Source organism: Pseudomonas sp. p21 (genome assembly GCF_001642705.1).
Classification (GTDB): Bacteria; Pseudomonadota; Gammaproteobacteria; order Pseudomonadales; family Pseudomonadaceae; genus Aquipseudomonas.
This window is the reverse complement of record NZ_LWBV01000006.1, coordinates 153,535-168,144: the sequence shown is the minus strand read 5'-3', so window position 1 is coordinate 168,144 and position 14,610 is coordinate 153,535. Positions and strand designations below refer to the sequence as shown.

Genomic DNA, 14,610 nt, shown 5'->3' with positions numbered 1-14,610 from the left:
GCAAGGCGGATAGCTGCATCATAAATGATTGGGGCCGCTTTGCGCCCCTTCGCGAGCTTGCCCGCTCCCACAGCAATTGCATCAAGCCCAAGGCCTGCGCTGTACCTGTAGGAGCGGGCAAGCCCGCGAAGGGGCGCAAAGCGGCCCCAATTACAGCACTGACAGATCAGCGCTTGTCTTCAACCTTCCACGCATTGCCGTCGTAGAACGCCTTCCAGCCGGTCGGCTTGCCATCAACCTCGGACTGCACGTACTGCTCCTTGGTCTTGCGGCTGTAACGGATCACCGCCGGGCGGCCATCCGGGTCTTTCTGCGGCGCATCGCACAGGAAGTGGTACTTCGGGTCGATCTCATGCTTGTGCGGCACGATCTCCAGCACCAGCGGCGCACGGGTTTCGCGGTTCTTGGGGAACTGGCTGGCGGCCAGGAACAACCCCGAAGCGCCATCACGCAGCACGTAGGTATCGTCGACCTTCTCGCACTTGAGCTCTGGCATGTCCACCTTGTCCATTTTCGGTGGCGCCGCCTCGCCGCTCTTGAGCAGCTTGCGGGTGTTCTTGCACGCCGGGTTGGTGCAACCGAAGAACTTGCCGAAGCGGCCTGTCTTCAACTGCATCTCGCTGCCACACTTGTCGCACTCCAGGCTCGGCCCTTCGTAGCCCTTGATGCGGTAGTTGCCTTCCTCGATCTCGTAGCCAGTGCAATCCGGGTTGTTACCGCAGATGTGCAGCTTGTGCTTTTCGTCCAGCAGGTAGGCATCCATCGCCGTGGCGCAGATAGGGCAGCGGTGCTTGCCCAGCAGCACGCGGGATTCCGATTCACCCTCGTCGTCGGCGGCAATCTCGTCGCCCGGCACCAGGTTGACGGTGGCCTTGCAGCGCTCTTTTGGCGGCAGGCTATAGCCCGAGCAACCGAGGAACACGCCGGTGGAGGCGGTGCGGATCATCATCGGCCGGCCACATTCCTTGCACGGAATGTTGGTCATGGTCGGTTGGTTGGCGCGCATGCCGTCTTCGCTGGACTCGGCGGTCTGCAGCTTTTTGCTGAAGTCGCCGTAGAACTCGTCGAGCACGTTCTTCCAGTCACGCTCGCCCTGGGCCACGTCGTCGAGGTTCTCTTCCATGTCGGCGGTAAAGCCGTAGTCCATCAGGTTGGAGAAGCTCTCGGACAGGCGCTCGGTGACGATGTCGCCCATCTTCTCGGAATAGAAGCGGCGGTTGTGCAGGGTCACATAGCCACGGTCCTGAATGGTCGAGATGATCGCTGCATAGGTCGACGGGCGGCCGATGCCGCGCTTTTCCATTTCCTTGACCAGGCTGGCTTCGGTGAAGCGCGCCGGTGGCTTGGTGAAGTGCTGACTCGGGTCGATCTGGATCAGCTTCAGCGCTTCGCCCTGGACCATTTCCGGCAACACGTCGTCTTCGCCCGGCTTGCTCTGCTGCGGCAGTACACGGGTGTAACCGTCGAACTTGAGGATGCGGCCCTTGGCACGCAGCTCGAAGTCACCCGCGGCCACGGTGACGCTGGTGGACAGGTACTGCGCCGGCGGCATCTGGCAGGCCAGGAACTGGCGCCAGATCAGCTCGTACAGGCGCTCGGCGTCGCGCTCCATGCCACTGAGCTTGGTCGGGTGGGTGTTCACGTCGGAAGGACGGATCGCCTCGTGCGCCTCCTGGGCGCCTTCCTTGCTGCCGTACACCAGCGGTGCCTCGGGCAGGTACTGCTTGCCGAACTCACGCTCGATGTAGCTGCGTGCCATGTCCAGGGCGTCGGCCGACAGGTTGGTCGAGTCGGTACGCATATAGGTGATGTAGCCCGCTTCGTACAAGCGTTGGGCCATCATCATGGTTTTCTTCACACCGAAGCCCAGGCGGTTGCTGGCCGCCTGCTGCAGGGTGGAGGTAATGAACGGTGCCGATGGCTTGCTGCTGGTCGGGCGGTCTTCGCGCTTGACCACGCTGTAGCTCGAAGCCTTGAGCTTCTCCAGCGCTGCCATGGCCTGGGCTTCGTTCAGCGGCTTGAAGGCCTCCCCCTTCTCGCGGGCCACTTCGAAACGCACCTTGGCGTTCTTGGCGGTGCCGAGGTCGGCGTGGATTTCCCAGTATTCTTCCGGGATGAACGCACGTATTTCACGTTCGCGCTCCACCACCAGCTTCACCGCCACCGACTGTACACGGCCGGCGGACAGGCCACGGGCGATCTTGGCCCACAGCAGCGGCGAAACCATGTAACCGACCACGCGGTCGAGGAAGCGCCGTGCCTGCTGGGCGTTAACCCGGTCGATATCCAGCTCGCCTGGCTGCGAGAAGGCATCCTGGATGGCCTTCTTGGTAATTTCGTTGAACACCACGCGCTTGTAGCGGGTGTCGTCGCCGCCGATGGCCTCGCGCAGGTGCCAGGCAATGGCCTCCCCTTCGCGGTCCAAGTCGGTTGCGAGATAGATGGTGTCGGCATCCTTGGCCAGGCGGCGCAGTTCTTCGATCACCTTTTCCTTGCCAGGCAGGATCTCGTACTTGGCCTTCCAGCCGTGATCGGGGTCGACGCCCATGCGCGCCACCAGCTGGCGGCGGGCCTTTTCCTTCGGCGACAGGGCCGGAGCCTCACCCGCGGCCTTGCCACGCTTGGCGGCCGGCTCTTTGCTGGCGCTGGCCGAACCGCTGGTGGGGAGGTCTCGGATATGGCCGATACTCGACTTCACCACGTACTGGTTGCCCAGGTACTTGTTGATGGTCTTGGCCTTGGCCGGGGATTCCACAATGACCAGCGATTTGCCCATGGATCGGAGTATTCCTGAATCTGAAGATGAAAAACGCGTCAGGTGCCAGACGCGGCACCGCTATATATAGTGGCAAAAGTGTGAGGTCAAGTTCGGACTATCACTCGTGAGACTTGCCCAGCAACCCGGGCAGCCCCTCTTCGGCCTTGACCAAAGCAAAGCGTGGCACCTGCTCGCCGTCAACCTCGACGGACTCCTGGAACATCGAAAGTGGCCGTACCCAGAAGCTGTAGTCACCATACAGGCATTGGTAGAACACCATCCACTCTTCGCTCTCGGAGTGCCGCGCAACACTGAAGACACGGTACTCAGGCCCTTTGTAATGCCGGTATACGCCTGGTTGTATCTGCATGTTGCCCACCCTCTTGAATAAAACCTGAAAAAACAAAACCGGGGCACAAGGCCCCGGTCGCTGTCCCGCTCCGCGATCAGACGCGTTCGAAGACAGTGGTGATACCTTGGCCGAGGCCGACGCACATGGTCGCCACCCCCAGGGTACCGCCATTCTGCTTCATGACGTTGAGCAGGGTGCCGGAAATCCGTGCCCCGGAGCAACCGAACGGGTGGCCCAAGGCAATGGCGCCGCCGTGCAGGTTAACCTTCTCATCCATCTTGTCGAGTACTTTCAAGTCCTTCAGCACTGGCAAGGCCTGTGCGGCAAAGGCTTCGTTGAGCTCGATGAAGTCGATGTCGGCCATGGTCAGGCCGGCACGCTTGAGGGCTTTCTGGGTCGACGGCACCGGGCCATAGCCCATGATCGCCGGATCGACACCGGCCACCGCCATGGAGCGGATGACCGCCAATGGCTGGATCCCCAGGTCCATGGCGCGCTGGCCGGACATGACGATCATGCACGACGCACCGTCGGTGATCTGCGACGAGGTACCGGCAGTGACGGTACCGCCTTTCGGGTTGAACGCCGGCTTCAGCGACGCCAGGCCTTCGAGGGTGGTTTCCGGGCGAATGGTTTCGTCGAAATCGAACACCTTCAGGAAGCCGTTCTCGTCATAACCCTGCATCGGGATGATTTCGTCCTTGAACTTGCCTTCGACCGTGGCCTTGTGGGCCAGCTGGTGTGAACGCAGGCCGAACAGGTCCTGCTGCTCACGGGTGATGCCGTGCATCTTGCCGAGCATTTCCGCGGTCAGGCCCATCATCCCGGAAGCCTTGGCGGCATGCAAGGACAGGTGCGGGTTGGGGTCGACGCCATGCATCATGCTGACGTGGCCCATGTGCTCCACGCCACCGACCACAAACACATCACCGTTGCCGGTCATGATCGCCTGGGCGGCGGTGTGCAGCGCGCTCATCGACGAGCCGCACAGGCGGCTGACGGTCTGCGCCGCGGAGGTGTGCGGGATCTGGGTCATCAGCGAGGCCATGCGGGCGATGTTCCAGCCCTGCTCGAGGGTCTGGTTGACGCAGCCCCAGATCACATCCTCGACCTCTTTCGGGTCGACCTTGTCGTTGCGTTCCAACAGCTTGCTGATCAGGTGCGCCGACATGTCTTCGGCGCGGGTATTGCGGTGCATGCCACCCTTGGAGCGGCCCATCGGCGTGCGACCGAAGTCGACAATCACCACGTCTCTTGGATTCAGGCTCATATCAAATCTCTCGCTCTAGCTCGTTGACCGCTCAGTTGAAGAAGCGCTGGCCGTTCTTGGCCATTTCACGCAGCTTGGCGGTCGGGTGGTACAGCGGCCCCAGATCGGCGTACTGATCGGCCAGGGCAACGAATTCGGCCACACCGATCGAGTCGATGTAGCGCAGCGCACCACCGCGGAAGGGAGGGAAGCCAATGCCGTAGACCAGGCCCATGTCGGCTTCGGCGGCGGTTTCGACAATGCCGTCTTCCAGGCAGCGCACGGTCTCCAGGCACAGCGGGATCATCATCCAGTTGATGATGTCTTCGTCGGTGACTTCGCGCTGTTCGAAGACGATCGGCTTGAGCACGTCGAGCACGCTGGCGTCGGCGACCTTCTTCGGCTTGCCGCGCTTGTCGGTTTCGTAGGCGTAGAAGCCCTTGCCGTTCTTCTGGCCCAGGCGGTTGGCCTCGTACAGTGCGTCAACGGCCGAGCGGCGCTCGTCCTTCATGCGGTCCGGGAAGCCTTCGGCCATCACGTCGCGGCCGTGGTGGCCGGTGTCGATGCCGACCACGTCCATCAGGTACGCCGGGCCCATCGGCCAGCCGAACTTTTCCATGACCTTGTCGATACGCACGAAGTCGACACCGGCGCTGACCAGCTTGGCGAAGCCGCCGAAGTACGGGAACAGCACGCGGTTGACCAAAAAGCCCGGGCAGTCGTTGACCACGATCGGGTTCTTGCCCATTTTCTTGGCGTAGGCCACGGTGGTGGCGACCGCCACTTCACTGGACTTCTCGCCACGGATGACTTCCACCAGCGGCATCATGTGCACCGGGTTGAAGAAGTGCATGCCGACGAAGTTTTCCGGGCGCTTGAGCGCCTTGGCCAGCAGGTTGATGGAGATGGTCGAGGTGTTGGAAGCGAGGATCGCATCGTCCTTCACCTGGCCTTCCACTTCGGCCAGCACGGCCTGTTTGACTTTCGGGTTCTCGACCACGGCCTCGACGACGATGTCGACATTGGCGAAATCGCCATAGGACAGGGTCGGGCGAATGGCGTTGAGTGCCTCGGCCATCTTGGCCGGGGTCAGGCGGCCCTTCTCGACGCGGTTGCCGAGCAGCTTGGAGGCCTCGTTCAGGCCCAGCTGGATGGCTTCCTCGCGGATGTCCTTCATCAGGATCGGGGTACCCTTGACCGCCGACTGGTAGGCGATGCCGCCACCCATGATGCCGGCGCCGAGCACGGCGGCCTGCTTCACGTCATGGGCGATTTCGTCATGCGCCTTGGCCTTGCGCTTGAGTTCCTGGTCGTTGAGGAACAGGCCGATCAGGCTTTCGGCAACCGAAGTCCTGGCCAGCTTGGCGAAGCCTGCGGCCTCGACTTCCAGGGCCTTGTCACGGCCGAAGTTGGCGGCCTTCTGGATGGTCTTGATGGCTTCGACCGGGGCCGGGTAGTTCGGGCCGGCCTGGCCGGCGACGAAGCCCTTGGCGGTCTCGAAGGCCATCATCTGCTCGATGGCGTTGAGCTTGAGCTTTTCCAGCTTGGGCTGGCGCTTGGCCTTGTAGTCCAGCTCGCCACTGATGGCGCGCTTGACCAGGTCAAGGGCACCGGCCATCAGCAGTTCAGGCGCGACCACGGCGTCGACGGCACCCACTTTCAGCGCGTCTTCGGCACGGTTTTCCTTGCCGGAGGCAATCCACTCGATGGCGTTGTCCGAACCGATCAGGCGCGGCAGGCGCACGGTACCGCCGAAGCCCGGGTAGATACCCAGCTTGACTTCCGGCAGGCCGATCTTGGCGCTGCTGGACATGACCCGGTAGTCGGCGGCCAGGCACATTTCCAGGCCGCCGCCCAGGGCGATGCCGTTGATGGCGGCGACGGTCGGCACTTCGAGGTCTTCGAAGGCGTTGAAGATGCGGTTGGCTTCCAGGTTGCCGGCGACCAGTTCGGCCTCGGGCAGCTTGAAGTTGTCGACGAACTCGGTGATGTCGGCGCCGACGATGAACACGTCCTTGCCACTGCTGACGATCACGCCCTTGACCGAGGCGTCGGCCTGGATGGCATCGACGGCCTGGCGCAGCTCGTTCAGGGTCAGGCGGTTGAACTTGTTGACGGACTCACCCTTGAGGTCGAACTTGAGCTCGACGATGCCACTTTCAAGAGCCTTAACCGTGATGGCTTTACCTTCGTAAATCATCAACTGATCTCCACGATATGGAAGCTGAACTGTACACGCCGATCGCTGCAGCAAAAGCAGGTTTAGCTGCCCTGCCCCAGGCACACCCGTCAGCGCGCTAGTCGGAAGTATGGCTTGGCGTCATGACATACAAACGCTCAATTCATACGCCCGTTTGATTTGGGTGTGCACACATTCTCCGAAAAGATCGGCGTTGTCAAATGCTCGCAAGCAAGGTGAAAACACGACTTTCCGGTCATTTTGTAGCGTCCAGGTACTAAACATGCTGACGGTGATCGCTGACCATTCATGTCGGCGATTGACCATGAACCGCAGGAGAATGCTGCAGCTTTTGCCTTGCGCGGCGACTTCGAACGGCTACACTGGCACTTGCTTGAATGCATACCCGGCCTGCCTGGCCTTTTCTGCGCAGCAGAACGCAAAGCGGCGACTTGGCACCCCACCCCTTCAGGGTTCTGCCAAGCCGCCGCTTTGTCGTTCATAGCTATTGAAACCTCCGCATTCCCTGTGGGAGCGGGCATGCCCGCGAAGAATTCAACGCGGTGGCTGGCACCGGCTGCGCCGGTGTTCGCGGGCATGCCCGCTCCCACAATGACCGTGCCAGACAGGTATCAGGCGAGTGCTTCGAGGACGTAGGCAACATCCTGCAATACAGCCGTATCGCCCCGCTCGGTCCAGTACAGCGCGATCATTCGGGCATCGGCCTCGACCTTGTAGACACTCGCCGGCAAGCGCGCCAGGGGCTCCATGAAGCGGGGGTCCTCGCAGGGCTCACGCCACTGGTTGCACCACACCCCTGGGGTGATCTGCCAGAAACTGAAGCTGTCCTCATGCCCGCGACGGCGTGCCCGATGGTATTGCGGGCACGGGCTTGGCGGCTCCTTTTCCAGCCAGTGCGGCCACTGCTGCGGCGCCAACTGCATGGCCAGGCCCATGCGCCGCGCCTCCAGGCGCAGCTTCATCTGCTCACTCTGCTTGCGCGAGGTGCGCAGCCAGGAAAGCGGGCTGAGAATCAGCGCAAGGATTGACACCACCAGCAATACCGTCATATCAGTAGTTCCCATAAAACGTTGCAAATGAGCTGGTTAGCCATTTTTCACGGAAGACCCGCCCGAAAGCGACCATACTTCTTCTATCGCGATTGTCAGGAGTTCCGCTCATGCAATACGAACATTTGTTGGTCGCCGTCGACCTGACCGAAGAATGCGACCCGGTGATCAAACGCGCCATGGCGCTCGCCGCGCCGTCGAATGCCAAGGTTTCGCTGGTACACATCGTCGAGCCGATGGCCATGGCGTTCGGCGGTGACGTGCCGATGGACCTGTCGCAGCTGCAACAGCAGCAGTTCGACCAGGCCAAGGAGCGCATGGAGCGCCTGTTCAACAAATACCCGGACATCCACCGCGGCGACTCGCACCTGACCTATGGCCAGCCGCGCCAGGAAATTCACCAGCTGGCCAAGGACCAGAAGTGCGACCTGATCGTGGTCGGCAGCCATGGTCGTCATGGCCTGGCGTTGCTGCTGGGCTCCACGGCCAATGACGTGCTGCATGGCGCGCCGTGCGATGTGTTGGCGGTGCGGTTGCAGAAGAAGGAATGATTCAACCGGTGCCGGCCTCTTCGCGGGCTTGCCCGCTCCCAAAGGATCCCCACAGGCCTTGAAAGCTGTGGTAATCCTGTGGGAGCGGGCAAGCCCGCGAAGAGGCCGGATCAGGCTAACGCCAATCAGCCTTCCAGCTCGGCCCAACGCTCCACCAGAACATCCAGCTCGCCCTGCAGCTTCTCGATTTTCGCCAGCACCGCCGAGGTTTCCGCAATCGGCCGCTGATAGAAGCCCGCCGCATTCACTTCTTCCTGGGCCTCGGCCATGCGCTGCTCCAGCTCGTCGATCTGCCCCGGCAGCATTTCCAGCTCACGCTGCAGCTTGTAGCTGAGCTTCTTCTTCGAACCATCGGCCACCGCGGCAACAGGCGCAGGCGCTGGCTTGGCCTCGACCTTTTCAACCACCGCGCTGTTGAGCTCGGACTTGCCGCCCTTGCTCTCGGTCACGCCCAGCAGCTTCGGCGAGCCACCCTGGCGAATCCAGTCCTCGTAACCACCGACGTACTCACGCACCTTGCCCTCGCCTTCGAACACCAGGGTGCTGGTGACGACGTTGTCGAGGAAGGCCCGGTCGTGGCTGACCATCAGCACGGTGCCCTTGTAGTTGGACAGCACCTCCTCGAGCAGTTCGAGGGTTTCCACGTCCAGGTCGTTGGTCGGTTCGTCAAGCACCAGCAGGTTGGCCGGTTTGCTGAACAGCTTGGCCAGCAACAGCCGTGCACGCTCGCCACCCGACAACGCCTTGACCGGCGTGCGGGCACGCTGAGGGCTGAACAGGAAGTCGCCCAGGTAGCTCAACACGTGGCGGTTCTGGCCGTCGATCTCGATAAAATCGCGGCCTTCGGCCAGGTTGTCGATAACGGTCTTTTCCAGGTCGAGCTGGTGGCGCATCTGGTCGAAATAGGCCACTTCCAGCTTGGTGCCGCGCTCGACCTTGCCAGCGGTCGGCTCCAGGTCGCCGAGCATCAGCTTGAGCAGGGTGGTCTTGCCGGTACCGTTGGCGCCCAGCAGGCCGATACGGTCCTCACGTTGCAGGACCATGGAGAAGTCCTTGACCAGCACAGGCCCTTCGGGGTGATGGAAGCTGACATTCTCCAGCACCATCACCTGCTTGCCGGACTTTTCCGCCGCCTCGATCTGGATGTTGGCCTTGCCCTGGCGCTCGCGGCGCTCGCTGCGCTCCACGCGCAGGGCCTTCAGCGCACGCACGCGGCCTTCGTTGCGGGTACGGCGGGCCTTGATGCCCTGGCGGATCCACACTTCTTCCTGGGCCAGGCGCTTGTCGAACAGCGCGTTGGCGGTTTCCTCGGCGGCCAGCGCGGCCTCCTTGTGCACCAGGAAGCTGGCATAGTCGCCGTTCCAGTCGATCAGGCCGCCGCGGTCCAGTTCGAGGATGCGGGTGGCCAGGTTCTGCAGGAAGGAACGGTCGTGGGTGATGAACAGCACCGCGCCGTTGAAGCCGCGCAGGGCCTCTTCAAGCCAGGCGATGGCACCAATGTCCAGGTGGTTGGTCGGCTCGTCGAGCAGCAGCAGGTCGGGCTCCGACACCAGAGCCTGGGCCAGCAGCACGCGGCGGCGCCAGCCACCGGACAGCTCGGCCAGGGTCTTGTCGGCCGGCAGCTGCAGGCGGCTGAGGGTGCTTTCCACCACCTGCTGCAGGCGCCAGCCGTCACGGGCTTCCAGCTCGTGCTGGACGTGCATGAGTTTTTCCAGGTCTTCATCGCCCTGAATGTTCAGGCTCAGGTGGTGGAACTGCGCCAGCAACTCGCCCACGCCATCCAGGCCTGCGGCCACCACATCGAACACCGTGCGCTCGTCGGCCACCGGCAGCTCCTGTGGCAGCTCGCCGATCTTCAGGCCCGGGGCACGCCAGATTTCGCCGTCGTCGCCCTTCTGCTCGCCCTTGACCAGGCGCAGCATGCTCGACTTGCCGGTGCCGTTGCGGCCGATGATGCACACCCGCTCGCCACGAGCGATCTGCCAGGACACGTTGTCCAGCAGCGGCATGGCGCCGAATGCGAGGGACACATCGCTGAATTTGAGCAGGGTCATGTTGGTCTCCATAAATCGGGCGCGCATTCTACCTGACTTGGCCCCCGACGGCATCCGCCTGGCCACCCGGCGAGGGTATTGCGACATCTGGTCGAACTTAATCTCCCGATACAAGCACAGTGCTTTCACCCGCCGCCGGCAAACAGCTAAGCTAAGGCAATAGCTTCCAACAGTGCTGGCTCCGCCGTCACTTTCCCATGGTTCAACTGCCCGGACGTATCATGCGCAGCCGCCTGTTACATATTGCATCCTGCCTGCTGCTTACCGCCGCCACCTGCGCGGCGCAGGCCGCCGACCTTACCCTGCAACGCCAGTACTATGACGAAGCCAAGCGCGCGCTGGCCAAAGGCGACAAAGGCCCGTACCTGCGCTATGCCCAGGCCCTCAGCGACTACCCGCTGACGCCCTACCTGGCCTACGACGAGCTCACCGCCCGCCTGAAAACCGCCAGCAACCAGGAAATCGAAGGCTTCCTCGCCAAGCATGGCGACCTGCCCCAGGCCAACTGGATGAAACTGCGCTGGTTGCGCTGGCTGGCCGAGCGCGGCGAATGGAACACTTTCGTCAAGTACTACGACCCCAAGCTCAACTTCACCGAGCTGGACTGCCTCAACGGCCAGTACCAGCTCAGCCACGGCCTGCGCGCCGAGGGCTACGCCACGGCCGACAAACTGTGGAACGTCGGCAAGTCGCAGCCGGCCACCTGCGACACGCTGTTCGGCATGTGGGCGGCCGAAGGCCAGCTGACCGAGGCCAAGCGCTGGCAACGCACCAAACTGGCGGCCCAGGCGCGCAACTACGGCCTGGCCAACAACCTGGTCAACACCCTGACTACGCTCGGCCCGCAGGGGCGCCTGCTGGTCGATGTGGCGCAGAAGCCCGAGCTGCTCAACCAGCCGTCGCGTTTCACCCCGGTCAACGAAGCCATGTCCGACGTGGTCAGCCTCGGCCTGCGCCGCCTGGCCCGGCAGGACCCGGAGCGGGCCATGGCGCTGCTCGACGACTACGCCCAGCGCATGCACTTTTCCCGTGACGAGAAGGTGGCCATCGCCCGCGAAATCGGCCTGACCCTGGCGCGCCGCTACGACCCGCGCGCGCTCGACCTGATGACCCGCTACGACCCAGAGCTGCGTGACAACACCGTCAGCGAATGGCGCCTGCGCCTGCTGCTGCGCCTGGGCCGCTGGGAAGACGCCTACGAGCTGACCCGCCGCCTGCCCCAGGACCTGGCCAGCAGCAGCCGCTGGAAGTACTGGCAGGCCCGCAGCCTGGAGCTGGCGCAGCCGAACAACCCGCAGATCCCGCTGCTGTACAAGACCGTGGCGCGTGAGCGTGACTTCTACGGCTTCCTCGCCGCCGACCGGGCACAGACGCCTTACCAGCTGAACAACAAGCCGCTGGTGCTCAGCCCGCAGCTGGTCAACAAGGTGCGCAACACCCCGGGCATCCGCCGTGCCCTGGAGTTCCACGCCCGTGGCCAGATCGTCGAGGGCCGCCGCGAGTGGTACCACGTCAGCCGCCACTTCAGCCGCGACGAAATGGTCGCCCAGGCGCGCCTGGGCTACGACCTGCGCTGGTACTTCCCGGCCATTCGCACCATCAGCCAGGCGCAGTACTGGGACGACCTGGACATTCGCTTCCCGATGGCCCACCGCGACACCCTGGTGCGCGAGGCCAAGGTCCGCGGCCTGCATTCGAGCTGGGTATTTGCCATCACTCGTCAGGAAAGTGCCTTCATGGAAGATGCCCGCTCGCCGGTGGGTGCCAGCGGCCTGATGCAGCTGATGCCGGCCACGGCCAAGGAAACCGCCCGCAAGTTCAGCATTCCGCTGGCGTCACCGGCGCAGGTGCTCAACCCGGACAAGAACATCCAGCTGGGCGCGGCCTACCTGAGCCAGGTGCACAGCCAGTTCAACGGCAACCGGGTGCTGGCTTCGGCGGCCTACAACGCTGGGCCGGGGCGTGTGCGCCAGTGGCTGAAAGGCGCCAAGCACCTGAGCTTCGATGTGTGGGTAGAGTCGATCCCGTTCGACGAAACGCGCCAGTACGTGCAGAACGTGCTGTCGTATTCGGTGATCTACGGGCAGAAACTGAACTCGCCGCAGCCGCTGGTGGATTGGCATGAGCGGTACTTCGATGACATGTGATTGTCGCTGAGCCTGTGCCGGCCTCTTCGCGGGCTTGCCCGCTCCCACAGGAATTGCACCAGTCCTGAATGCGGTGCAGTACCTGTGGGAGCGGGTTTACCCGCGAAGAGGCCGGCACAGGCAACACAGCTACTCCAGAATTTCGACCGGCATCCCTGCCTCCAGCCACCCACAACCATCCACCGCCAGGTTCTGCCCGAACAGCACATCCCCCTCCTTCTCGCGGAAAGTCCTGAGCGTGGCCATCGGCTCGCGATCCTCACTGCGCTCGCCGGTAGCCGGGTCGATGGTGGTAAAGATGCAGCGCACGCTGGGCTTGAGCACGCGAAACTCCAGGCTGCCGATACGAATCCGCTTCCAGCCATCCTCGGCAAACGGTTCCGCGCCCTGCACCACCAGGTTGGGCCGAAAGCGCAGTATCTCCATGGGCCGGCCAATTCGCCGGTTGAGCTCGTCCAGCGAGCCCTGGCCGATCAGCAACAAGGGGAAACCATCCGGGAACGCCGCCCGGTCACTGTTGAAGCCATAGCCATTGGGCAGATAACGCGCGCGCTGCTCCGGGCAATGCACCAGGCGCACTGCCTTGCCCAGCAGCTGGCTCAGCCAGGCCGCCGCAGCATCGCCCGCATCCGGCACGCGCAAGGTATCGCGCCAGATGGTCACGCCGCGCAGGGCGTCATCGGCAGGTGGCACAGGCACCCGCAACGGTGCCTGCCCAGGTGTTTCCAGCAGCAACTGGCCGCGATCATCATCGCTCGCCTTGATCAGGCCAAGCCGTGGCCAGACGCGCTGGGTCAGGAAGCGTCCGTTTTCTTCCTCCACCACCATCCAGCGCCGGTCGCCCTGCAACCCTAGCAACCCCACCGGTGAAGCCTGCAAGCTTTGCGCCCGCCCCGACTTCACCGGGTACCGATACAGCTCACTGAGAAACATCCCTGCCGCCTCACGCCATGCCAAAACGCCAAGCTTATACCCGGCAGGGGCCGGGATCACGCAGTGGCAACATCCAGCAACAGGCGTTGCTTGACCACGTCAACCAGGCGATCAGGCTGGAACTTGGACAGGAAGTTGTCGCAGCCCACCTTCTTTACCATCGATTCGTTGAAACTGCCTGACAGCGAGGTGTGCAGCACCACGTACAGCCGGCGCAAACGGGCATCGCCACGAATCTCGGTGGTCAACCGGTAGCCGTCCATTTCCGGCATCTCGGCGTCGGTGAACACCATCAGCAGCTTCTCGCACACGTCCTCACCAGCGTCGGCCCAGGCCTTGAGCATGCGCAGCGCCTTCAGGCCATCACTGGCCACGTGCAGCTTCACGCCCAGCTGGGACAGGGTGTCGCGCAATTGCGCCAGGGCCACGCTGGAGTCGTCCACCAGTAGCACTTCGCGGCCGCGGGCCCGGGCCAGCACCGGGTCGGCGAGCTTGTCGCCGGAAACCCGGGCGTTGTACGGCACGATCTCGGCCAGCACCTTCTCCACATCGATCACTTCCACCAGCTTGTCATCGACCTTGGTGATGGCGGTCAGGTAATGCTGGCGTCCGGCGCTGGACGGCGGCGGCATGATCGCCTCCCAGTTCATGTTGACGATGCGGTCGACACCGCCGACCAGGAAGGCCTGCACCGAGCGGTTGTATTCGGTGACGATGATGGTGCTGTCCGGTCCCGGCTGCAGCGGGCGCATGCCGATCGCCTGGGACAGGTCGATCACCGGCAGGGTCTGGCCGCGCAGGTTGACCACCCCGCAGACGAAAGCGTGGCGCTGGGGCATCAGGGTCAGCTTGGGCAGCTGCAGCACTTCCTGCACCTTGAACACGTTGATCGCGAACAGCTGGCGGCCAGCCAGGCGAAACATCAGGATTTCCAGGCGGTTCTCACCCACCAGTTGCGTGCGTTGGTCTACCGTGTCGAGAATGCCAGCCATTGGAAAACCCCCAGCCTTGAGTCGGAAAATGTGAAATCATCCACCCTGTATCGGCGGCTTCACGCACACCTTGACCCTTACGGGAAAATGCCGTGAAGGCAATTGATATCACTTTACCATCATGCTTTACTGCGAGCAGCTTGGGGTGAGCCAGCGGGACTGCAAAAATTCCCCACCTGAGCCGAGTATCAGGGAAACCCTTAGCCACAATCGGGTGCAACCTGATGTTCGCGATATCCTTTAGCCATTAATGTGACGCCATTCTCATTGCATGAATGGAGTCAGGCTTTTGCTAGCTATCGTTTTGGCGTGCCCGCCACCTGCG

Annotated in this window: 10 protein-coding genes; 2 read left to right on the top strand and 8 right to left on the bottom strand. The window is 62.9% G+C overall.

Annotated features, from left to right (window positions below):
* Nucleotides 1–166: 166 nt before the first annotated feature.
* From topA to A4C63_RS18100, 5 genes are all read right to left on the bottom strand, one after another.
* Complete coding sequence (topA, locus tag A4C63_RS18120; RefSeq protein WP_063913896.1) at nt 167–2,776, bottom strand: type I DNA topoisomerase; 2,610 nt, start codon at nt 2,774–2,776, stop codon at nt 167–169.
* A 100-nt stretch (nt 2,777–2,876) separates the two neighbouring features.
* Nucleotides 2,877–3,128, bottom strand: coding sequence for a DUF1653 domain-containing protein (locus A4C63_RS18115; protein ID WP_023661154.1), 252 nt, complete (start codon nt 3,126–3,128; stop codon nt 2,877–2,879).
* Nucleotides 3,129–3,204: 76 nt separating this feature from the next.
* The gene (gene fadA, locus A4C63_RS18110; protein ID WP_013971712.1) at nt 3,205–4,380 is read right to left on the bottom strand and encodes an acetyl-CoA C-acyltransferase FadA; all 1,176 of its coding nucleotides are present in this window, start codon (nt 4,378–4,380) and stop codon (nt 3,205–3,207) included.
* Nucleotides 4,381–4,411: 31 nt separating this feature from the next.
* The gene (gene fadB / locus A4C63_RS18105) at nt 4,412–6,559 is read right to left on the bottom strand and encodes a fatty acid oxidation complex subunit alpha FadB (protein ID WP_063913895.1); all 2,148 of its coding nucleotides are present in this window, start codon (nt 6,557–6,559) and stop codon (nt 4,412–4,414) included.
* Between the two features lie 611 nt (nt 6,560–7,170).
* A complete protein-coding gene (locus A4C63_RS18100) occupies nt 7,171–7,608 on the bottom strand; it encodes a hypothetical protein (protein WP_063913894.1) in 438 nt (145 codons plus the stop codon).
* Nucleotides 7,609–7,718: 110 nt separating this feature from the next.
* Between A4C63_RS18100 and A4C63_RS18095 the strand changes: the two genes are divergently transcribed.
* Complete coding sequence (locus A4C63_RS18095; protein ID WP_056806485.1) at nt 7,719–8,159, top strand: universal stress protein; 441 nt, start codon at nt 7,719–7,721, stop codon at nt 8,157–8,159.
* Nucleotides 8,160–8,284: 125 nt separating this feature from the next.
* On the opposite strand, the gene A4C63_RS18090 is transcribed toward A4C63_RS18095, so the two are convergent.
* Nucleotides 8,285–10,213, bottom strand: a complete 1,929-nt coding sequence (locus A4C63_RS18090; RefSeq protein ID WP_063913893.1) for an ATP-binding cassette domain-containing protein — start codon at nt 10,211–10,213, stop codon at nt 8,285–8,287.
* Between the two features lie 221 nt (nt 10,214–10,434).
* Between A4C63_RS18090 and A4C63_RS18085 the strand changes: the two genes are divergently transcribed.
* Nucleotides 10,435–12,360: a transglycosylase SLT domain-containing protein gene (locus A4C63_RS18085; RefSeq protein ID WP_063913892.1), complete on the top strand. Its 1,926-nt coding sequence runs from the start codon at nt 10,435–10,437 to the stop codon at nt 12,358–12,360.
* A gap of 129 nt (nt 12,361–12,489) precedes the next feature.
* Here the strand turns inward: A4C63_RS18085 and A4C63_RS18080 are convergent, their stop codons facing one another.
* Both A4C63_RS18080 and A4C63_RS18075 read right to left on the bottom strand, forming a co-directional pair.
* Nucleotides 12,490–13,293 (bottom strand): MOSC domain-containing protein, encoded by an 804-nt coding sequence (locus tag A4C63_RS18080; RefSeq protein ID WP_063913891.1) that lies wholly within the window; start codon nt 13,291–13,293, stop codon nt 12,490–12,492.
* Between the two features lie 56 nt (nt 13,294–13,349).
* On the bottom strand, nt 13,350–14,285 hold the full coding sequence (locus A4C63_RS18075) for a chemotaxis protein CheV (RefSeq protein ID WP_063913890.1): 936 nt from the start codon (nt 14,283–14,285) through the stop codon (nt 13,350–13,352).
* Nucleotides 14,286–14,610: the final 325 nt, after the last annotated feature.

Bases quoted from the DNA above. Each gene is read 5' to 3' on its own strand.
- topA (WP_063913896.1), bottom strand. From the start codon at position 2,776: ATGGGCAAATCGCTGGTCATTGTGGAATCCCCGGCCAAGGCCAAGACC.
- A4C63_RS18115 (WP_023661154.1), bottom strand. From the start codon at position 3,128: ATGCAGATACAACCAGGCGTATACCGGCATTACAAAGGGCCTGAGTAC.
- fadA (WP_013971712.1), bottom strand. From the start codon at position 4,380: ATGAGCCTGAATCCAAGAGACGTGGTGATTGTCGACTTCGGTCGCACG.
- fadB (WP_063913895.1), bottom strand. From the start codon at position 6,559: ATGATTTACGAAGGTAAAGCCATCACGGTTAAGGCTCTTGAAAGTGGC.
- A4C63_RS18100 (WP_063913894.1), bottom strand. From the start codon at position 7,608: ATGACGGTATTGCTGGTGGTGTCAATCCTTGCGCTGATTCTCAGCCCG.
- A4C63_RS18095 (WP_056806485.1), top strand. From the start codon at position 7,719: ATGCAATACGAACATTTGTTGGTCGCCGTCGACCTGACCGAAGAATGC.
- A4C63_RS18090 (WP_063913893.1), bottom strand. From the start codon at position 10,213: ATGACCCTGCTCAAATTCAGCGATGTGTCCCTCGCATTCGGCGCCATG.
- A4C63_RS18085 (WP_063913892.1), top strand. From the start codon at position 10,435: ATGCGCAGCCGCCTGTTACATATTGCATCCTGCCTGCTGCTTACCGCC.
- A4C63_RS18080 (WP_063913891.1), bottom strand. From the start codon at position 13,293: ATGTTTCTCAGTGAGCTGTATCGGTACCCGGTGAAGTCGGGGCGGGCG.
- A4C63_RS18075 (WP_063913890.1), bottom strand. From the start codon at position 14,285: ATGGCTGGCATTCTCGACACGGTAGACCAACGCACGCAACTGGTGGGT.